18 protein-coding genes are annotated in these 19,433 nt (G+C 70.8%); 8 read left to right on the top strand and 10 right to left on the bottom strand.

Going from position 1 to position 19,433, the window contains the following annotated elements; all coding sequences use genetic code 11:
• Window positions 1-2: 2 nt before the first annotated feature.
• From ACZ5U5_RS38395 to ACZ5U5_RS38385, 3 genes are read right to left on the bottom strand one after another with little or no spacing between them, the layout of a single operon-like run.
• On the bottom strand, window positions 3-1,445 hold the full coding sequence (locus ACZ5U5_RS38395) for a carboxyl transferase domain-containing protein (RefSeq protein WP_469031144.1): 1,443 nt from the start codon (window positions 1,443-1,445) through the stop codon (window positions 3-5).
• Window positions 1,438-2,889, bottom strand: coding sequence for an acyl-CoA synthetase (locus ACZ5U5_RS38390; RefSeq protein WP_469031143.1), 1,452 nt, complete (start codon window positions 2,887-2,889; stop codon window positions 1,438-1,440). Before ACZ5U5_RS38390 ends, ACZ5U5_RS38395 begins: the two co-directional genes overlap by 8 nt.
• Before the next feature lie 53 nt (window positions 2,890-2,942).
• Window positions 2,943-4,187, bottom strand: coding sequence for an SLC13 family permease (locus tag ACZ5U5_RS38385; protein ID WP_469031141.1), 1,245 nt, complete (start codon window positions 4,185-4,187; stop codon window positions 2,943-2,945).
• A 223-nt stretch (window positions 4,188-4,410) separates the two neighbouring features.
• Between ACZ5U5_RS38385 and ACZ5U5_RS38380 the strand changes: the two genes are divergently transcribed.
• Both ACZ5U5_RS38380 and ACZ5U5_RS38375 read left to right on the top strand, forming a co-directional pair.
• A complete protein-coding gene (locus ACZ5U5_RS38380; protein WP_469031140.1) occupies window positions 4,411-5,142 on the top strand; it encodes a FadR/GntR family transcriptional regulator in 732 nt (243 codons plus the stop codon).
• A 98-nt stretch (window positions 5,143-5,240) separates the two neighbouring features.
• Window positions 5,241-5,927: an esterase/lipase family protein gene (locus ACZ5U5_RS38375; protein WP_469031249.1), complete on the top strand. Its 687-nt coding sequence runs from the start codon at window positions 5,241-5,243 to the stop codon at window positions 5,925-5,927.
• A 16-nt stretch (window positions 5,928-5,943) separates the two neighbouring features.
• On the opposite strand, the gene ACZ5U5_RS38370 is transcribed toward ACZ5U5_RS38375, so the two are convergent.
• The 5 genes from ACZ5U5_RS38370 to ACZ5U5_RS38350 all read right to left on the bottom strand — a co-directional run bounded on the left by ACZ5U5_RS38370 (window position 5,944) and on the right by ACZ5U5_RS38350 (window position 11,528).
• The gene (locus tag ACZ5U5_RS38370) at window positions 5,944-6,999 is read right to left on the bottom strand and encodes a YncE family protein (RefSeq protein WP_469031139.1); all 1,056 of its coding nucleotides are present in this window, start codon (window positions 6,997-6,999) and stop codon (window positions 5,944-5,946) included.
• A gap of 127 nt (window positions 7,000-7,126) precedes the next feature.
• The gene (locus ACZ5U5_RS38365) at window positions 7,127-7,663 is read right to left on the bottom strand and encodes an NUDIX hydrolase family protein (protein ID WP_451213049.1); all 537 of its coding nucleotides are present in this window, start codon (window positions 7,661-7,663) and stop codon (window positions 7,127-7,129) included.
• Between the two features lie 15 nt (window positions 7,664-7,678).
• The gene (locus ACZ5U5_RS38360; protein ID WP_469031137.1) at window positions 7,679-8,080 is read right to left on the bottom strand and encodes a hypothetical protein; all 402 of its coding nucleotides are present in this window, start codon (window positions 8,078-8,080) and stop codon (window positions 7,679-7,681) included.
• Window positions 8,032-9,837 (bottom strand): ABC transporter ATP-binding protein, encoded by a 1,806-nt coding sequence (locus ACZ5U5_RS38355; RefSeq protein WP_469031136.1) that lies wholly within the window; start codon window positions 9,835-9,837, stop codon window positions 8,032-8,034. Before ACZ5U5_RS38355 ends, ACZ5U5_RS38360 begins: the two co-directional genes overlap by 49 nt.
• Window positions 9,834-11,528, bottom strand: a complete 1,695-nt coding sequence (locus tag ACZ5U5_RS38350; RefSeq protein WP_469031135.1) for an ABC transporter ATP-binding protein — start codon at window positions 11,526-11,528, stop codon at window positions 9,834-9,836. The genes ACZ5U5_RS38355 and ACZ5U5_RS38350 overlap by 4 nt, the downstream gene beginning before the upstream one ends.
• Before the next feature lie 232 nt (window positions 11,529-11,760).
• On the opposite strand from ACZ5U5_RS38350, the gene ACZ5U5_RS38345 reads away from it, so the two are divergent.
• From ACZ5U5_RS38345 to ACZ5U5_RS38330, 4 genes are all read left to right on the top strand, one after another.
• The gene (locus ACZ5U5_RS38345) at window positions 11,761-12,303 is read left to right on the top strand and encodes a nitrobindin family protein (protein ID WP_469031133.1); all 543 of its coding nucleotides are present in this window, start codon (window positions 11,761-11,763) and stop codon (window positions 12,301-12,303) included.
• A 149-nt stretch (window positions 12,304-12,452) separates the two neighbouring features.
• Window positions 12,453-12,968, top strand: a complete 516-nt coding sequence (locus ACZ5U5_RS38340) for a lytic polysaccharide monooxygenase auxiliary activity family 9 protein (RefSeq protein ID WP_469031132.1) — start codon at window positions 12,453-12,455, stop codon at window positions 12,966-12,968.
• Window positions 12,969-13,064: 96 nt separating this feature from the next.
• Window positions 13,065-14,144 carry an NAD(P)H-dependent amine dehydrogenase family protein gene (locus ACZ5U5_RS38335; protein WP_469031131.1) on the top strand — a complete coding sequence of 360 codons (1,080 nt, stop codon included), beginning with the start codon at window positions 13,065-13,067 and terminating at the stop codon, window positions 14,142-14,144.
• Window positions 14,145-14,149: 5 nt separating this feature from the next.
• Complete coding sequence (locus tag ACZ5U5_RS38330; protein ID WP_365816265.1) at window positions 14,150-14,629, top strand: carboxymuconolactone decarboxylase family protein; 480 nt, start codon at window positions 14,150-14,152, stop codon at window positions 14,627-14,629.
• 41 nt (window positions 14,630-14,670) lie between these two features.
• Here ACZ5U5_RS38330 and ACZ5U5_RS38325 read toward each other — a convergent pair whose 3' ends face one another.
• Window positions 14,671-16,314, bottom strand: coding sequence for a GMC oxidoreductase (locus ACZ5U5_RS38325; RefSeq protein ID WP_469031129.1), 1,644 nt, complete (start codon window positions 16,312-16,314; stop codon window positions 14,671-14,673).
• Window positions 16,315-16,433: 119 nt separating this feature from the next.
• Entirely contained in the window at window positions 16,434-17,366 is a 933-nt protein-coding gene (locus tag ACZ5U5_RS38320; protein WP_469031128.1) for a polyphosphate kinase 2 family protein, read from the bottom strand.
• A 128-nt stretch (window positions 17,367-17,494) separates the two neighbouring features.
• Here ACZ5U5_RS38320 and ACZ5U5_RS38315 point away from each other — a divergent pair, with 128 nt between their 5' ends.
• Together ACZ5U5_RS38315 and ACZ5U5_RS38310 are read left to right on the top strand one after the other, a co-directional pair.
• Entirely contained in the window at window positions 17,495-18,169 is a 675-nt protein-coding gene (locus ACZ5U5_RS38315) for a winged helix-turn-helix domain-containing protein (RefSeq protein ID WP_469031126.1), read from the top strand.
• Window positions 18,166-19,428 (top strand): MFS transporter, encoded by a 1,263-nt coding sequence (locus ACZ5U5_RS38310; RefSeq protein ID WP_469031125.1) that lies wholly within the window; start codon window positions 18,166-18,168, stop codon window positions 19,426-19,428. The genes ACZ5U5_RS38315 and ACZ5U5_RS38310 overlap by 4 nt, the downstream gene beginning before the upstream one ends.
• The last annotated feature ends 5 nt before the right edge of the window (window positions 19,429-19,433 follow it).

Genomic DNA, 19,433 nt, shown 5'->3' with positions numbered 1-19,433 from the left:
CGTCACGGATCCGTAAGACCCCCGCGACGACGGACCCCGTGGCAGGCGGTCACGATGCCGCGTGCCACGCCGAGTTCCACCAGGTCCTGCGGGCGCAGACGCAGCTGCTCCGCCGTCGACCGGACCTCGTCGTGGCCCCGTTTGAGGATCGCGGTGGCCTGCTCGGGGGCGATCACCGAGAAGTAGCTGTCCGGTGTCGCCCAGAGGTTGTCCGGTGACGCGAGCGCGAGCGCCCCGCCCGACCCGCCCTCGCCGATGACCAGCGACGTGACCGGCACCGGTGAGGTGGCGACGGCGGCGAACAGATCGGCGATCGCCGCGCCCGCGCCCGCCCGTTCGGCCTCTGCCCCGTTGGCGGCGCCCGGGGTGTCTACGAGGGTCAGGACGGGAATCCCGAGCCGCCCCGCGAGCCGCACGAGACGTGCCGCGGTGCGGTACCCGGCCGGCGTCGTCGCCGTCCCGCACTGCGCCGCGAAGGCGACGGTCCGCCCTTCGCGCCGCCCGAATCCGCAGAGCATCCCCGGGTCGGTGCCCCCGCACCGGTCACCGCGCAACGGCGCCCGCTCCGTGAAGTAGGCGTCCAAATAGGCTGCCGCACGGGGGCGTTCGGCGGCACGGGCGCGGCTGACGGCTTCCCATCCGGTGGCGGGCAGGTCGCAGCGGCCGAGCGCGCCGGGGGGAGCGGGGACTTCGGGCACGTCGGCCCCAAGGCGGGCACCACCGGCAGGAGACAGAAGGCCGAGGCGCAGCGCCAGCGCCCCGCGCAGTTCCTCGGGGCGTACGACGTCGTCGATCGCCCCGGCCGCGAACTGGGCCTCGGCGGTGTAGGCGGCCGGATCCGCGTCCGCCGGGCGCACCCGGGACCCGGCGAAGCCGATCTGGCTGCCGGGCAGGGCGAGGATCAGGTCGGCGCCTGCCCCCAGGGTGGCCCAGCCGCCGCCCGTGGTCGGGTCGCGCAGGACGGCGATCCGGGCCAGGCCCGCCGCGCCGGTGAGCTCGGACTGCCGTGCCACGCGCTGCAGTTGGACCAGTGCGCGCATGCCCTCCTGCATGCGGCTGCCTCCCGTGGCGATCAGCGAGACGACGGGCAGCCGGTGGTCCCGGGCGTGACGGTGCGCGGCTTCCAGGCGGTCACCCGTGCGCTCGCCGAGGGAGCCGCCCAGGAAACCGAACTCGAAGGAGGCGATCACCGCCTGGGTGCCGCCCACGGTGGCGGTGCCGCAGACCACCGACTCCCGCTCGCCGGTGCGTTCCGCGGCGCGGGTGAGGGACTCGGCGTAACCCTGCCAGCCGAGTGGGCCGTCCGGCCCGGACGCCTCGAAGTCGGAGACGCCCGACGAGAGTTCGCAGAAGCTGTCCTCATCCGCCACCGCGGTGATGGCCGCGCGGGCAGTCCAGCGGGCGGTCGAGTGCAGTGCCGGGCCGTCAGGCGTCGGCTCAGGCATGGAGGGACCGCTTCATGATCTTCCCCATGTCGTTGCGGGGGAGCTCCGACAGGTAGCGCACCGTGCGGGGGCGCTTGTGCGGAGCGAGCTGGGCGGCCACGTGGTCCGCCAAGTCGGCTGCTGTCGGCAGCTGTTCGGGGTCGGCCGGCACGATCCAGGCGACGATGCGCTCGCCCAGGTCTTCGTCGGGTTCCCCGGTCACGGCGGCCTCCCGTACGCCTGGGTGCTCGAGGAGGGCGTTCTCGATCTCGCCCGCGCCGATCTTGTAGCCGCCGCTCTTGATGAGGTCGGTGGCCTTGCGGCCGACGATGCGCACATAGCCGTCGTCGTCGCGCACCGCCATGTCGCCGGTGCGGAACCAGCCGTCGCCGGTGAAGGCGGCGGCGGTGGCGTCCGGCCGGTTCAGGTATTCGGTGAACAGGTTCGGGCCGCGCACCTCGATCTCGCCGACCTCGCCCGGGTCCGCGGTCTCGGCGCCCGCCTCGTCCACGAGGCGCAGCTCCACACCGCCCAACGGCACCCCGACGGTTCCGGCGCGCGCCTCGCCGTCGGCCCGCACGCTCGTGTTCATCAGGGTCTCCGTCATGCCGTACCGCTCGATCACCCGGCGCCCGGTGGCCGCCGCGATGCGCTCGTGGTCGTGGACGGGCAGCGCGGCGGACCCGGAGACCAGGATGCGCGCGCCGGACAGGGCCTTGGCGAGGCCCGGGTCGGTGGGCAGCGCCTCCGCGATGCGGTGGTACATGGTCGGCACGCCGAACAACATCGTGGCACCGTCGGTCAGTTCGCGCTGCACCCCCTCGACGGAGAACCGGCCAAGGTGCCGCACCGAACCGCCCCGGCGCAGCGGCCCGAGGATGCCGAGGATCAGGCCGTGCACGTGGAACAGCGGGAGCCCGTGCACCAGTACGTCGTCGGACGTCCACTGCCAGGCGTCCTCCAGGGCGTCCAAGGTGGTGGAGAGGGCCCGGCGGGGAAGCACCGCGCCCTTGGGCGGTCCCGTGGTGCCCGACGTGTAGACGATCAGGGCCGGGGACTCGGGGTCGGGCTCGGCGGGCGGAGCCGCGGCCGTCGTGGAGGCGGCGAGGGTCACTTCCACACGCTCCAACGCGCGGAGAGTGGACGGAAGTTCGTCGCCGGGCGCCGCGAGCACCACCGTCGGGGCGCTGTCCGCCACGATGTGCCCCAGCTCGCGCTCGCCGATCTTCGGGTTCAGCGGCACCACCGGCACACCGGCGAGCAGCGCGGCCACCACACCGACGGCGGTCTCCAGGGACGGCGTGGCCCACAGTGCCGCCCGGCGCGCCGAGCCGATCGAGGCGGCCAGGGAACCTGCCGTGGCGGCGAGCTCGGCGTACGTCAACGAGCGTTCGCCGAAGCGCAGGGCGGGGAGGTCGGGGCCCGCGACGAGGGCCGGGAAGAGGGGCGGATGGGGGGAGCTCACGCTGCTTATCTCCTTGGTTGTCGTCACGGACCGCTGTCTTGTGCTGGTTCGTCCTACCCGAATCCTGGCACCACGAAGACGAGCCACACCGCGGCGGGCACCACGGCCACCACGATCCCGCCGTACACCATCAGCTGCCGGAAGAAGCGCTCCCGGTCGACGTCCGGGGCGGCGGCGAGCACCAGTGCGCCGTTGGTCGAGAAGGGGCTGACGTCCACGACGGTGGCGGACACGGCGAGCGCCGCGATCATGCCGACCGCCCCGATCTCGCCCTGGGCCAGGAACGGTACGGCGAGCGGGATGAGCGCGCCCATGATCCCGACGGAGGAGGCGAACGCGGAGACGAGCGCGCCGATGTAGCAGAGGAGCAGGGCGGCGAGGAGCGGGACGCCGATGTCGGAGACGCCCTCTCCGGCCCACTTGATGGTGCCCATCTCCTCCAGCACGCCGACGTAGGTCAGCACACCGCAGATCAGCAGCACGGTCGCCCAGGCGATCTCGCCGACGGCCTTGCGGCTGACGTCGGGCCAGAACGCGCTCAGGAGTACGGCAAGGGTGATGGCGCTCAGACCGGCGTCGAGATCGAAGGCCAGCACGGCGACGACGAGGGCGACCAGGGCGGCGAGCGTGGCGATCTTGGCTGGATCGAGCCGCGCATCGGCCTCGCTCTCGTCCGACTTGCCGGTGTCGCGGCCGCCCAGCTTCAGCCCGCCGAAGAGGACGAAGACGATCCCGGCGATGATGAGGTTGACGACGAGCGAGGCGAGGAACAGCACGACCTCGTTCCCCGGCAGGTTCTCGCGCTCCATGATGCCGTTGACGATCGACCCGTAGATGCTGATGGGCGAGAAGCCGCCGCCCTGCGCCCCGTGCACCACCATGGCGCCCATCAGGAGCGGGCTGATCCCGTACCGTGCCGCGAAGCTGAGGGCGATCGGGGCGACGATCGCCACGGCGGCCGGGCTGACCGCGCCGATCGCGGTGAGTGCCCCGGTGATCACGAACATCACCCAGGGGATCAGGGCTATCCGCCCGCGCACCAGGCGGATCGACGCGTGCACGAGCCAGTCGGTGGTGCCGTTGGCGCGGGCGATCGCGAACAGATAGGTCACGCCGACCAGGACGACGAAGAGGTCACCGGGGAAGCCGGCGAAGATGCCGTCCGCGTCGAGGTCGGCGACCAGCTCGCCGACCGCGAAGGCGGCGGCGAAGGCGAGCGCGCCCATGTTGATGGAGCGGGTGGTGGCGATCACGAAGACCACCACGAGTACGAGGATGGAGATGAGTTCGGCGGACATCGTGGGCTCCCGTCCCTGGGGCCGTCCCTCAGTGGCCAAGTGGCTGAGCCAATGTGGCCGTTGGCGGAACTCAGCGTCGGGGTATCGGTTTCGGCCGTCAAGAGATCGGACGCAAATTGGTTCAGCCACTTGCCCACTCGTCCACTGGAGGGGCCGCTGTTAGGCTGCGGAACCATCGGCACGGGGACCGAAATCCGGCACTGAGGCCGATATGGGGGTTGGGATGTCTGACGCGCTGCGCCCCATGGGCAGGACGCGGCTGTACGAGCAGGTGCTCGACCGGCTGCGCGCCTACGTAGGCGAGGGCGGACTGCGCTCCGGCGACCGGCTGCCGCCCGAGCGCGAACTGGCCCAGCGCCTCGGGGTGTCCCGCGCCTCCGTCAAGCAGGCCATCGTCGTACTGGAAGTGCAGGGCCTGGTCGAGGTGCGGCACGGCGGCGGCACCTACCTGGTCAAGGACAGCCTGGACGCCGAGCCCGTGGAGCGGCTCGTGGAGCGCAGGCGCCGGCTGCCCGACGTCCTGGAGGCGCGAGAGGCACTTGAGACCAAACTCGCCGAACTGGCCGCGGAGCGCCGCACGGACCAGGACGTACGGGCGATGCGGGCGGCGCTCGACACGATGGCGCGGGAGATCGAGGCGGGCGAACGCGGGGTCGAGGGCGACCGGCTCTTCCACGCCGCCGTGACCGCGGCCGCCCACAGCGCGCTGCTCGCCGAGTTCATGCGCTCCATCGCCGAGCAGATCACCGAAAGCCGTCACGAGTCGCTGCGCCAGGTGCGGCGTCCCGCCCGGTCCCTGGCCCAGCATCACGCGATCCTCGACGCGATCGAGGCGGGCCGGGGCCGAGCGGCGGCCGCCGCGATGCGCCGACATGTGCGGACGGTCGCGAAGGTCCGGCTCCTGGACTGGAACCCGGACGACGAAGCGAGCACCCCGGATCACCCCGAGGCTTGATACCCACGGTAACTTCCCTGCTGCACAGGGCTGTTCATTCGTCGTCGCACACCTCACCATTCTCGGCACCGATCCGCCGGACCGAGGGGGAGCCCGTGCTGCGCCGCATCTCATTCCCGCTGACCATCGCGGCCACCGCCGCCCTCCTGACGCCGCTGACCCCGGCCCAGGCGGACGAGACCCCGAAGGCCGCCCGCACTCCGGTGATCTTCGTCCATGGCTACAACGCCGACCCGGGGGTGTGGGGCTCCCTGCGGGAGGACTTCAAGGCGTCCGGCTACACGGACGCGGAGCTGTTCTCCTGGGGGTACGACACCAGCCGGTCGGTGAACGAGGTGCTCTCCGGCCGGTTCGCCGCGTACGTCGAGCAGGTGCGCGCACAGTCGGGCGCCGCCAAGGTGGACATCGTCGCCCACTCCTTCGGGAGCCTCGTCACCCGCTGGTACGTCAAGCACGGCGGCGGCACCGCGACGGTCGCGCACTGGGCTTCCCTCGCGGGTCCCAACCACGGCACCGCCACGGCCTGGGCCTGCGCCGCCTGGTCGCAGGCCTGCCGTGACATGACACCGGGTTCGTACGTCCAGGACGGGCTCGCGGAGGGCGACGAGACACCAGGAGGCGTCGCCTACGCGACCTGGTGGTCCCACTGCGACGAGGTGATCAACCCCGACAGCAGCGTGCGCCTCGACGGCGCCACGAACAACGCGGCGGGCTGCCTGAAGCACAACGACCTGCTGGGAGACGACGGGGTGTCACAAGGTGTGCGCGACTTCGTCGCCGGATAGCGGCAGTTGGCGGTGGCTAGTGGCGGACGCGGAAGCGGGCCATCAGGTCCTCGCCCGTGGGGCCCGACGCCGACTTGTCGACCACGTAGGCGGTGCCCTTGTTCACGTGGACGTGGTTCGGCAGGGCCGCGGTGGACACCGTCTTCACGACAGCGCCCTTGTGCGGGTCGACGATCGTGACGGTGGCGGAGAGGCGGTTGACGGCCAGGACGTGGCCTGAACGGTGGTCGACGGCAACGGACTTGGTGCCGAGGCCGGATGCCACGGACCGGGTGACGGCGCCCTTGCGGAGGTCGACGACCGAGACGGTGCCCGCGGTCTGGTCACCGGTGTAGGCGGTGCGGCCGTTCTTGGAGAGTGCCACCGAGAGCGGGCCGTCGCCGGTCGGGATGAGCCGCGGGCTCGCGGCACCGGCGGAGACCTCGATGATCCGGTCGCCGGTGTGGTCGGCCGCGTACACCGAGCCGGTCCGCTCGTTCACGGCCAGGCCCGTCGGTCCCGCGCCCGGTACGGTGACGCGCCGCTTCTCCTTGAAGGTGCCGGAGTCGAAGGCGACGAGGGTGCCGTCGCCGAAGGCGCTCGCCCACACCAGGTCGCGCCGCTCGTCGACGACGATCTCCCGCGAGTGGTTCACGCCGGGCAGGGTGGCGAGGTGCTTGCCGGTGCGCTGGCTGTAGACGGAGACGGAGTTGTCCCGGGTGTTCGTCGTCCAGACGGTGTTGTGCTCGTCGTCCACGGCGACGCCGTAGACGGACTGGACGGCGCCCGTGGCCGCGTTGGTCGCCGGCGTGTATCTCTTCTTGACCCGCAGCGAGTCCGGGTCGACCTTCAGGAGGCTGGACCCGGTGACGGGCGCGGGCGGCTGGCCCACCGAGGAGGCGACCCAGAGCGCGTCGTTCCGCTCCGAGTACGCGGACTGGTACAGACCCGGCGCGATCGGCGCGGAGGTGGCGGGCGAGCCGGCGTCCGCGGTGACGGCGCCCGCGCTCCCGGTCGAGGCCAGGGCGCCGCCCGCGGCGAGGGACACGGCTATCGCGGTGGTACGGCGGGCCCGGCGGATGGTTGAGCTCATGCTGCGTCGATCTCCTTGGCAGGGGTGCCTCCGGAGGGAGGCACTCGCCGATCAACTTAGCCGAGCCTTACCTAATCCGTCACCGGGGGTTTCACCGGACGATGCGCCGGGCTCCGCCGGAATCCGCTCAGGTCAGGCAACCCGCGTGCGCGAGTGCCTGCTTGAGGAGGACGCCGTGACCGCCCGGCATCTCGCTCTGGACCACCTCGGACGAGGCCTCCTGCGGACTGAACCAGGCCAGGTCGAGAGCGTCCTGCCGCGGACGGCAGTCACCGGCCACCGGCACGATGTAGGCGAGGGACACGGCGTGCTGGCGGGGGTCGTGGAACGGCGTGACGCCGTGCGTCGGGAAGTACTCGGCGACGGTGAAGGGCTGCAGGGAGGCCGGGACGCGGGGGAGCGCCGCCGGGCCGAGGTCCTTCTCGAGGTGGCGCAGCAGGGCGTCGCGCACCCGCTCGTGGTGCAGGACCCGGCCCGAGACGAGGGAGCGGCTGACCGCTCCGTCCCGCCCCATGCCCAACAGCAGTCCGATGCTGGTGACTTCGCCGTTGTCGTCGACGCGCACCGGCACGGCCTCGACATACAGGATCGGCATGCGTGAACGGGCCTGCTCGAGCTCGTCGGAGGTCAGCCAGCCGGGTGTGGTTTCGGTCGTGTCAGACATCGGCTGATCATACGTTCACTGGCTCCCGGCGTGCTGCTTCACCTTGGTCGCGGTGTCGCCGTCGACGGCCGATGCCAGCTGCGGCACCAGGCGTTCCAGTATGTACGGCAGGTCGGCGTAGAGGACGTTCCTGTCGAGCTCAGCCTCGTCCTTCGCGGGGTCTGTGGCGATGCACACGCTCGCGTCGGTGTTCAGTAGATCGGTGCGTTCCTTGCTGATGGCGGTACCGAGCTCGTCCCCGATGACCTTGTCCAGGTCGCCCGGCAGGGTGAAGCCGAGACCGGTGAGGACGCGGGAGCGGCCTGGTCTGCCGCTGCGCGGAGGCGAGCGGGGTCGCGAGGTGTGCTGCGCGTCTGGGAGAGCCGGCCTCAGTCGTCGCCCTTCAAGGTGTCGCTCCCGGTGCGGGTGCCCGACCACGCCTGCCACAGGGAGGCGTACGGCCCGGAGCCCGCGCGCAGTTCGTCATGGGTGCCGCTCTCCACGATCCGGCCCTCCTCCATGACGACGATCCGGTCCGCGGTCGCGGCCTGGGTGAGGCGGTGTGCGACGACCAGCGCGGTGCGCCCCTCGACCGCCCGGCCCGCGGCCTTCTCCAGGAGACGCGCGCCGGTGCTGCCCGCCTCGGCGGTCGCCTCGTCGAGCACGGCCACCGGCGGATCGGCCAGCATCAGCCGGGCGAGGGCGAGTTGCTGGACCTGGGCGGAGGTGAGGCGGTGGCCTCCGTCGCCCACGACGGTGTCAAGGCCGTCGGGCAGGGCCTCGACCCAGTCGATGGCCTCGACGTCGGTCAGCGCCGTGCGCAGCTCGTCGTCGGTGGCGTCGGCACGGGCGAGGCGCAGGTCGTCCGCGAGCGGCCCGGCGAAGACATGCGTCTCCTGGGTGACCAGGGCGACCGGAAGGCCGTTGCCCCGGCCCCGGGCGCCGGTCAGGTGCACCGATCCGGAGGTCGGCCGGTGCACCCCCGCGATGAGCTTGGCCAGGGTCGTCTTTCCCGCGCCGCTCGGGCCGACCAGGGCCACACGCTCCCCGGCCCGGAGCTTCAGGTCCACCGCTTGCAGGACGGGCTGCCCGGACACGTACTCGTGGTCGATGCCGATCACGGTGACGGTGCCGTCCGGTTCCGTGCCGGGCTGCGTCAGCGGTGTGGCCGCGGGCTCGGGGGTCGTCTCGTCGGCGACCCCGACCAGGCGGGCGAGCGAGGCCGTCGCCGACTGCGCGTCGTCCAGGAGTACGAGCGCGGAGTTGACCGGCGTGAAGAGGCTGTGGAAGTAGAGCGCGGCGGCGGTCGCGGTGCCGATGGACACGGAGTCCGAGCGGACCAGGAAGAACCCGGTGACGAGGACCGCGGTGAGGCCGAGATACTCGGCGACGTGCAGCCGGTTGTAGAAGTCCAGGACGAGCCGGATGCCGCGCATCTTCAGCTCGACCGCCGTCGAGCTGCGGCGGGTCACGCGGGCGGTGTGCTCCTCCTCGATGCGGAAGGCCCGCACCGTGCCCGCGCCGGCGATGGTGTCGAGCAGCTGCTGTTGCTGTGCCCCGGTGGCGATGCGCTGCTGGGCGTAGAGCGGAACGGCGTGGCGGACGTACCAGCGGGCGGTGGATGCCTGGATGGGCACCGCGAGGAGGGTCGCGACCAGGAAACGCCAGTCAAGGGCCGCCATCGCCACCAGCGTCAGCAGGATGGCGAGCAGGGAGCGGGCCAGTTCGGGCAGGGCGCTGCGCACCGCCTCGCCCACCACCGACACGTCCCGGGTCACCCGCGCGGTGAGGTCTCCTGCCCCGGCCTTCTCCACCTGTTCGAGCGGCAGCCGCAGGGCCTTCTCCACGAACCGCTCGCGCAGGTGCGCGAGCACGGTCTCGCCGAGCCGGGAGACGAGCGTCAGGCCGAGCGAGGTGGTTCCGCCGTGTACGAGGGCGACCAGGACGAGCAGGACGACCGGCAGCGTGAGGTCGCCCGCCGGGCGCTGCTCGGCCACCAGGTCGACGATGCGGCCGAGCAGCGGCTGGACAAGGAGGCCCACGGCGGTCGCCGCGATCATCACTCCGAAGCCGCAGGCCGCAAGGCCGAGGTAAGGGCGCACCAGTTCGCGGACCGCGGCGCGGGTGCGGGTCGCGGTGGCGGTGGGGAGCAGCTCGCGGGTGTCCGTGTGCTGCTCGGCCGAGGTCTCGTTCATGCCAACACCGCCGTGCGATACGCCTCATGACGTTGGATCAGGTCTGCGTGCGGGGCCGTGTCGATGACTCGCCCCTCGTCCAGGAGGACCACCCGGTCGGTGACCGAGAGGAGCGCGGGACTCGTGGTCACCAGGACCGTGGTGCGGCCCTTGCGGATCTCGCGGACACCGGCCGCGATGCCGGCCTCGGTCACGGCGTCCACCGCGGTGGTCGGATCGTGGACCACCAGGACGGGGGGCTCGGCGGCCAGTGCTCGGGCGAGGGCGACGCGTTGGCGCTGCCCACCCGAGAGTGAGCGGCCGCGCTCTCCGACAGGCGTGTGCTCGCCGTCCGGCAGTGTCCGGGCGATCTGCGCGACGCCGGCGGCCGCCATGGCCTGCTCCGGGTCGGTGGTGTCGGACGCGGCGGCCGTGACGTTGTCGCGGACGGTGCCCTCGAAGAGGTCCGCGTCGTGTTCGGCGACCAGCATCGCCGTGCGCAGTTCGGCGGGGTCGAGGTCCCGCAGGGGGATGCCGTCCAGCTCCACGGTCCCGGCCTCCGGGTCGGCCCGGCGGGCCAGGCAGCGCAGCAGGTCGTTGGCGTGCGCTGGGTCCGTCGCGACCACGCCGAGCAGTTCGCCGGGCGTGACGTCCAGGTCGACGCCCCGCAGCCCGCCGTGCCGTACGCCGTCGAGCCGCACCGCCCCGCGCACCGGGAAGGGCAGGCTCCGGTCGCCGCCGGTGACGACGGGCTCGGTGGCGACGACCTCCGCGATCCGTCCCGCCGACGCCCGGCCCTGGGCGAACTCGGCGTTGACCCAGGCGAGCACCTCAAGGGGACCGAGGAGGAAGAGCGCGAGCCCCACCGCCGAGACCAGCTCGCCCAGGCTGATGCTGCCCTGGGCGGCGAGCCTGCCGCCGACCAGCGCGACGGCGGCGATCAGGCACCCCGTCAGTGCGAGGACCATGCCGCTCTGGAAGGCCTGCGCGCGTGCCGCCTTCAGGGTGGCGCCCAGGGAGTCACGGCTCGTGGTGCGGTAACGGGCGATGGCGGCCGACTCACCGCCGATGCCCTTGAGGATCCGCAGGCCCGTCACCAGGTCGGCGGCGACGGCGGACGCGTGTGCCGCCCGCTCCTGCTCTGCCTCGCTGCGGCTCTCCAAAGGCTTGCTCAGGAGATGCCCGAGCCAGAGCAGCACCGGCGTGCCGAGCAGCACGACGAGGCCGAGCGTCAGCGACATGCGCAGCAGGACGACCGCACAGGTGAGGATGCCGGTCAGCGCCGAGATCCCGGACATCAGGGCCATGTTGACGGCGCCGACCCGCTTGGCGTCCTCGGTGGCGATGTTCGCGAGGGCGCCGGGAAGCCGGCCTTCCTCGGCTCCGCCGCCGGGATCCAGGATGCGGCGTATGAGGGAGACGCGCAGGGTGTGCTCGGCGCGGGCGGCGGAACGCTCACCGGCCATGGCGCCGAAGCGGAAGCTCAGCGCGAGCGCCACATAGCCGACGGCGAGGACGCCGAGGCACATGAGCAGGGCGCCGGTGTCGGAGTCGGTGACGGCCTGGTCGATCGCGACACCGATCAGGACGGGGACCAGCGCCTCGCCTATCTGGTGCCCGGAACCCAGCACCGAGCCGACGGCGACATCGCGCCGCTGGCCCCGTATCGACTCTCTCAGGACGTCCCGCCCCGACGGACTTGAAGAACTCACCCGCCACCTCTCCAGGGCCGGACAGCAAAAATCTAGGTGAGGCTACCCTAAGTCGATTCTCCGTGGTGACGTCCCATGGGAATGACCAGCAGGGTCCCGCTGACCGGGTCCGGCGTGATGCGGCACCGCAGGGTGTCCGGCGGGGCCGACAGATGGAGTCCGTCTCCCCTCCCTGGTCCTGAGGGCCCCTAGGCTTCTTCTGGCATCGGCCCCCGACCTTGGAGCGCACACCGTGTTCGACCCCGCACCGGAGCACCCGTACCCCGACGGCCACCGGCCGGACGAGACACCGACGCCGCACGCGCTGCTCGCGCCGGTGCTCGGCCTGCTGGGTACCTGGCACGGCCGGGGCCAGGGCGAATACCCGACCCTCGACGCGGACTTCACCTACGCCCAGGAAGTCACCTTCAGCCACGACGGCCGTCCCTTCCTCCGCTACGAGGCACGGGCCTGGCTCCTGGACGCCGACGACGCACCGCTGCGGCCCTCCGCGCGGGAGAGCGGCTGGTGGCGGCTGCAGCCCGACGGCCGGGTGGAGGCGCTGATCACCCAGCCCACCGGCATCGCGGAGATCGCGGTGGGCCGGGCGACGGGCGACACGATCGACCTCTCCACCAGCGAGGTGGCCCGCACCCCCACCGCCAAGGAGGTCAAGGCGACCCGCCGCCGCTACACGCTCACCGAGGACGGCCGGCTCACCTTCGTCCACGACCTCGAAGCAGTCGGCCAACCGCTCCAGCATCACCTCTCGGCACGCCTGCGCCGCACGGCGTAGACCGCGGCTCTCCTGTCGCACGTACCTGGCGCGAAAAGGGCCTTGACCGAGGGCGGCCGAAGTCTATGGTCTGGACTAATCGGCCCTCGCGAACATCTGGCCCCAGCACTTCACGCACACCCCCACCTCAGCGCCGTGAAGGAGTATGCATGCACAGGAAGCGGAAGTTCGCCGCCATGATCGGTGCGGGCCTCGCACCGGTCCTCGCCCTCACCCTGCCGACCGGTTCGGCCAGCGCGCACGGATACGTCAACGCACCGGCCAGCCGGCAGGCGCAGTGCGCCGCCGGCACGGTCGCGTGCGGTGAGATCAAGTGGGAACCGCAGAGCGTCGAAGGGCCCAAGGGCCTGCGCAGCTGCAGCGGCGGCAACGCCCGGTTCGCGGAACTCGACAACGACAGCAAGGGGTGGCGGGTCAGCGACGTCAGTCGCACGCAGACCTTCACCTGGACCTTCACCGCACGCCACCGCACCGCGAACTACGAGTACTTCGTCGACGGCAGGAAGGTCGCCACCATCGATGGCGGCAACCAGCAGCCCCCCACCACCGTCTCGCACCAGGTCAACCTCGGCAGCGCCACCGGCAGGCACAAGGTGCTCGCGGTCTGGAACATAGGCGACACGTCGAACGCCTTCTACGCGTGCATCGACGTCAACATCCGTTAGGGCCCGAACTCCTGCTCCTCGGGGCGGGCGCTCGCGCTGGAAATTTCTCCGGTCATGGCCCTATGAAGTGATACGCCCTCTGGCTACCCTCCGCGCATGATTTCCACGGTTGTCTGGGGTACCGGAAATGTCGGCCGAGCGGCCATACGTGCCGTGGAGGCCCACCCGGCGCTGAAGCTCACGGCCGTGCTCGTCCACAGTCCCGGCAAGGTCGGCCGCGACGCGGCCGACCTCGCCGGTCTCCAGGGGCAGTTGGGCGTCACGGCGACCGACGACATCGACGCGGTCCTGGCGGCCGCACCCCAGGCCGTGGTGTACGCGGCCTCCGGCGACATCCGCCCCGACGAGGCCCTGGAGGACGTCGGCCGGGCGATCCGGGCCGGCGCCGTCGTCGTCACCCCCGCGCTCTACGCGCTCTACGACCAGCGCAACGCCCCGCCCGAGCTGCGGGATCCGCTCCTCGCCGCCGTCGCGGACGGCGGCGGCTCCCTCTTCGTGTCCGGCGTCGACCCCGGCTGGGGCAACGACATCCTGCCGCTCCTTATCAGCGGACTCGGCAGCACCGTCGACGGGATCCGCTGCCAGGAGATCTTCGACTACTCCACGTACGACCAGGAGGATTCCGTACGCCATCTGATCGGCATGGGGCATCCGATGGACTACCAGCCCCTCATGCTCGCCGAGACCATTCCGACCATGGTGTGGGGCGGGCAGATCCGGCTGATGGCCAGGGCGCTCGGCGTCGAACTCGACGACATCCGCGAGACGTTGGAGCGACGCGCGCTCGACACCTCGGTGAGCACCAGGACGATGGGTGACTTCGAGGCGGGCACCCAGGGCGCCGTGCGCTTCGAGGTGCAGGGCATCGTCGGGGGCGAGCCCCGCATCGTCATCGAGCACGTCACCCGCATCCACCCGTCCTGCGCACCGGACTGGCCCACGCCACCCGACGGCGCCGGGGCGCACCGCGTGATCATCGAGGGCCGCCCGCGCATCGAGGTGACGGTGGAGGCCACCGACGAGGGGGAGAACCGGTCGGCGGGCGGCAACGCCACCGCGGTCGGCCGTCTTGTCGGAGCCATCGACTGGCTCGTGGACATGGACCCCGGCCTTTACGACGCGCTCGACGTCCCGCTGCGCCCCGCGACCGGCAAACTCGGAAGGAGCAAGCAATGAGCTCGATGCACATAGACATCCCCGAGGGGCAGGAGCCGATCGGGTACGTGTGGGGTGAGATGGTCCCCGGGATCGGCATGGCCGCGGCGAACTTCTCGCTGTCGGTGTACGAGCACACGACCCTGGGACTGCGGGAGTTCGAGGCCGCGCGGCTGCGTGTCGCACAGATCAACGGGTGCCTGTTCTGCCTCGACTGGCGCACCGAACGCGAGGGCGAGAAGGTCGAGGAGGAGTTCGCCGAAGCGGTCACCCAGTGGCGCACCACCGACGCCTTCGACGACCGGACACGCCTTGCCGCCGAGTACGCCGAGCGGTACGCCCTGGATCACCATGGCCTCGACGAGGAGTTCTGGAAGCGGATGACCGCGCACTACAGCCAGCGCGAGATCGTGGAGCTGAGCATGAGCATCGGTTCCTGGCTGGCCTTCGGCCGCCTCAACCACGTGCTCGGCCTGGACGCGGTCTGCGTACTCCCCGGCCACTGAGGGGAGTTGCTACACATCCACGGTGCTACACACGCCTGGTGCTACACATCAGTGGCGATGATCTTCTCGATGTTGCGTTCGGCGAGCGCCGTGATGGTGACGAACGGATTGACGCTCGTGTTGCCGGGGATCAGCGAGCCGTCGATGACGTACAGGCCCGTATAGCCGTGCAGACGGCCGTAGTTGTCGGTGGCCTTGTTCAGGACGGCGCCGCCGAGCGGGTGGTACGTGAGATGGTCGCCCCAGATCTTGTACGTGCCGAACAGATCGGTGCGGTAGATCGTCCCCTCCTTGGAATTGATCTTGTCGAAAATGGTCTTGGCCGCGTTGATGGACGGCTGCTTCCAGGCCGTCTGCCAGTTCAGGTCCACTTTCCCCGCCGAGGCGTTCCACGAGAAGGCGGCACGGTTCGGGTTCTTGGTGATCGAGAGGTAGAACGAGGCGTAGGTCTCGATGCCGGTGGGCAGCGGCGCGACCTCGGCGAACGCGCCTCCGGCCGCCCAGTTGTCGATGCCGGCCGTGGGGATGGACGACTGCACCTTGCCGGTCGGGTCCCACATGTGGTTGGCGCGACCGCACATGACGTTGCCGTTGTCGCCCCAGCCCTTGCCGATCTCCGCGTTCAGCCGGGGCAGCGCGCCGGTGGCCTTCAGCTTGACCAGCAGTTTGCTGGTGCCGACACTGCCTGCCGCGAAGAACACCTTCTGCGCGGTGACGGTCTTGGTGGCGGTGGTGGTGCCGCTGGTGTCGAGCTGCTCGATGACGACGCTGTAGCCGCCGCCGGACGCGGGGCTGACCGTGGTGACCTTGTGCAGTGCGGAGATGCTGACCTTTCCGGTCGCGGTGGCCTTGGCGATGTAGGTCTTCTGGAGTGACTTCTTGCCGTAGTTGTTGCCATAGAGGATCTCACCGGCGACCGCCGACTTGGGGACTGTTCCGGCCGCCTCCTGCTTCATGTAGTCCCAGTCATAGACGCCGGGCACGAAGACGAACGGGAAGCCGGATCGCTGGGCGTGCTTACGGCCGACCCGGGAGTACTGGTAGCAGTCGACGCTGTCGAACCAGGCGGGGTCGATGGTGCTGACGCCGAGACCGGCGTTGGCGCGCGGGTAGTAGGTGGAGTACATCTCGTCGGCGTTGACCGAGGGGAGGACTGCGCCGAAGTTCTCGCGCTTGGGCGTGACCGCCATGCCGCCGTTGACCAGGGAGCCGCCGCCGACTCCGCGGCCCTGGTAGACGAGGATCCCGCCCATGTCCTCGGCGTCGAGAATTCCGGTGTAGCGGGGGATGGCCCTGTCGATCGGGAAGCCGAGGAAGTTGCTCAGGGGCTGTTTGGTCTTGGTGCGCAGCCAGTAGGAACGGCCGTCGGGTGAGGTCGTGTGGGCGAAGATCTTGCCGTCGGAGCCGGGGGTGTCCCAGGCCATGCCCATCTCGACCATGTGCACGTCGACGCCTGCCTGGGCGAGGCGCAGGGCGGCGACGGAGCCGCCGTACCCGGTGCCGATGATCAGTACGGGGACGCGGGCTCCGTCGCCGATGGGTCCTGCCGCTGCCGCGGCGTACGTAGGGGTCGCGGGGGCGAGCGTCGCCAGGGATGCGACGCCCAGAATAGAACTGGTTCCAGCTATGAATCTTCGGCGTGAAACGCCTCCGGAACCGTCAGAACGCATGGTGGTGCCACTCATGTGACGTTCCTCACTCTCGTAGGAATGGGAACGAGTTCTACTGCTAGTGGCGCACTAAGTCACTGCATACCTAGAAGTAACTTCTGTCCGATCTTGTGCCTAAGATCCGTTGTTGCGTCTCAACCGTCGTGCAGGAGTTGCTTCCTGGCCTCGGCGACGTCGAAGTCCGCCTTCGGATACTGCGGATCAAGCGCGGTCAGGTGCTCCAGGAGCAGCCCGCTGATCGCCCAGTTGCGGTACCACTTGCGGTCTGCCGGGATGAGGTACCAGGGGGAGTCCGCCGTGGAGCAGCGCTCGAGCGCGATCTCGTACGCCTCCTGGTAGGCGGGCCACAGGGCGCGCTCCTCGATGTCGCCCGGACTGAACTTCCAGTGCTTGTCCGGGTTGTCGAGACGTTCGAGCAGGCGGCGGCGCTGCTGTTCGTACGAGATGTGCAGGAAGCACTTGATGACGGTGACGCCGTCGTCGGTGAGGCTCTGCTCGAAGTTGTTGATCCTGCCGTAGCGGCGGCCGAGGTCGCTGGGCGGGACCAGTTCGCGTACGCGGGCGATCAGGACGTCCTCGTAGTGTGAGCGGTCGAAGATGCCGATCTCGCCGGGCACGGGGAGCGCCTGCGAGATGCGCCAGAGGAAGGGGTGGCTCAACTCCTCGGGCGTGGGCGTCTTGAAGGCGCGGATGCGGCAGCCGGAGGGGTTGAACTGGCCGATGACGTGCTTGACCGTGCCGCCCTTGCCGCTCGTGTCCATGCCCTGCAGGACGAGCAGCACGCGGCGGCGGTCACCCGCGGTGCTTGCCGCGTAGAGCCGCTCCTGCAGGTCGGCGAGCCGTTCGCCCATCCGGGCGGTGGCGAGGAGGCCGGCGGTCTTGTCCACCGGCCCGCCGGGGGTCGCGTCGGCTGCGTACGAGGTGAGGCTGACGCGCTCGCCCTCGGGGATGCGGAGGAGTTCGCGGAGCGGCGGGGCGGAGGGCGCGGGGCTGGGGGTGCCCCGGGTGGCGTTGCCCTTCCTGGCCTTCTTGCCCTGCTTCTTCTGGTCCTTCTTGTCCTTGGCCACTGGGCGGTCCCTTCCTCCGATGTGCCTCGATGGTGGGTCAGGGGGCGGGTACCCGCCAGCCGGATCCGGGCTCCGGTGCAGCCCGTGGGAGCCTTGTAAAGAAGTCTTTCTAAAGATAGCTTTACATCATGGAGGAGACCCCGGAAGCTCGCGACAACCCCAGGCCGACCGAGCGCAGCATTCACCTCACCGACCCCCGCGCCCTGCGGGCCTACGCCCACCCCACGCGCATGGCCCTGGTCGGTCTGCTGCGGCGGAGCGGACCCTTCACGGCCACCCGTGCCGCCGAGCTGACCGGCGAATCCGTGGCCAGCTGCTCGTACCACCTGCGGATACTGGCGAAGTACGGGCTCGTCGAGGAGGCGCAGGGGGGCCGGGGGCGCGAGAAGCCGTGGCAGGCGACCGCCCGGTTCACCGACTGGCCCGGCTACAGCGAGGACCCGTCCGTGGCCGAGGCCTCGGACGCGCTGAGCGCGGCGGTCGCCCGGCGGTACTTCGAGCGGGCCGTCCGGGCGATGGAGCAACGCCACCTGTTGCCGCGCGCCTGGCGTGAGGCGGAGCAGTTCAGTGACTCCCTCCTCCACCTCACCGCCGAGGAACTCTCCGGCATCAACGCACGCATCGAGGCGCTGCTGCGGCCCTACGAGGACCGCGAGAGCGACCCGGACCTGCGCCCCGAAGGCGCGCTCCCCATCAGCGTGGTGCGGCTCGCTTTCGCCGACCGGGAGATCCCGGAGGAAGCCCCGGGCGCCAACGAAGCGGGTGACGGCACGGAGGCTGACGGCCCGGAGGCCGGCGCGTGAAGCTCCGGGAGCGCATACCCGAGCTGCTGCGGGAGCGGACCTTCCGGCGCTACTGGACCGGGCAGACGGTCTCGCTCATCGGCGGCGAGATCTCACTGATCGCCATCCCGCTCGCCGCCGTGCTCGTCCTCGGCGCCGACGCCGCGGAGATGGGCTGGCTCAAGACCGTCGAGTTGCTGCCCGCGCTCCTGCTCAACCTGCCCCTCGGCGCGTGGGCCGACCGGCAGGCCCGGCGGCGGCGCGCCATGATCGCCGCCGATGTGGCGCGCGCGGTGCTGCTCGTGACGCTCCCGGTCGCGTACCTGCTCGACGCCCTCACGCTCGGGCAGCTCTATGTGACGGCGTTCGCGGTCGGTGCGCTGACCGTGCTCTTCGATGCCTGCAACAACACCCTGTTCGTGGTACTCGTGTCCAAGGAGCGCTATGTGCAGGCCAACTCGCTCGTCAGCGGCTCCCGTTCGATGTCCTGGCTGGCCGGGCCAGGAGCCGGCGGACTCCTCGTGCAGTTCCTCACCGCACCCTTCGCGCTGCTTGCCGACGCCTTCACCTATCTCGTCTCGGCCCACTTCCTCGCGCGCATCGACCCCGTGGAGCCCGTGCCCGAGCCCGTCGGCAAGGGACACTTCACGGCGGGCCTGCGGTGGGTGGTCAAGGAGCCCTCGATGCGAGCGCTGTTCGCGTGGTCCGGAACCATCCAGTTCTTCAACTACATGTTCCATACGCTCTTCGTGCTGTACGTGACGGTCGAACTCGGCCTGGGCGCGAGCGTACTCGGCGCGGTACTGAGCGCGGGTGCCGTCGGTGGTGTGATCGGCGCAGTGTGCAGCGGCAGGGTCGTGCGGCGTATCGGCATCGGCCCCTCGATTCTCTGCGGCTCCGTCGGGTTCACCCTGCCCCTGCTGCTCGTGCCGCTTGCCGACGGCCCGCTGCCGCTGATCGTCGTCATGCTCTTCGCCGCCGAATTCCTCAGCTGCGTCGGTGTGATGGTCATCGACATCGCCTCCGCGTCACTCCAGATGGTGCTGATCCCGCTGACCATCCGCTCGCGGGTGATGGGCGCCTTCCGCACCCTGAACCACGGCTTCCGCCCGCTGGGGGCGATGACCGCGGGTGTGCTCGGCACGGCCATCGGCCTGCGCCCCACGCTCTGGATCGGCACGGCCGGAGCGGTCCTCGCGGTCCTGTGGCTCCTGCCGTCGCCCGTGCCGGGCATCCGGGAGCTGCCCGAGCCCGCCGAGCAGGACACCGTGCCCGCATAGCCGCG

It is taken from the genome of Streptomyces sp. NPDC033177 (assembly GCF_055577715.1).
Note: the sequence above shows the minus strand (reverse complement) of the source record. Positions and strands in the feature narration are given on the sequence as shown.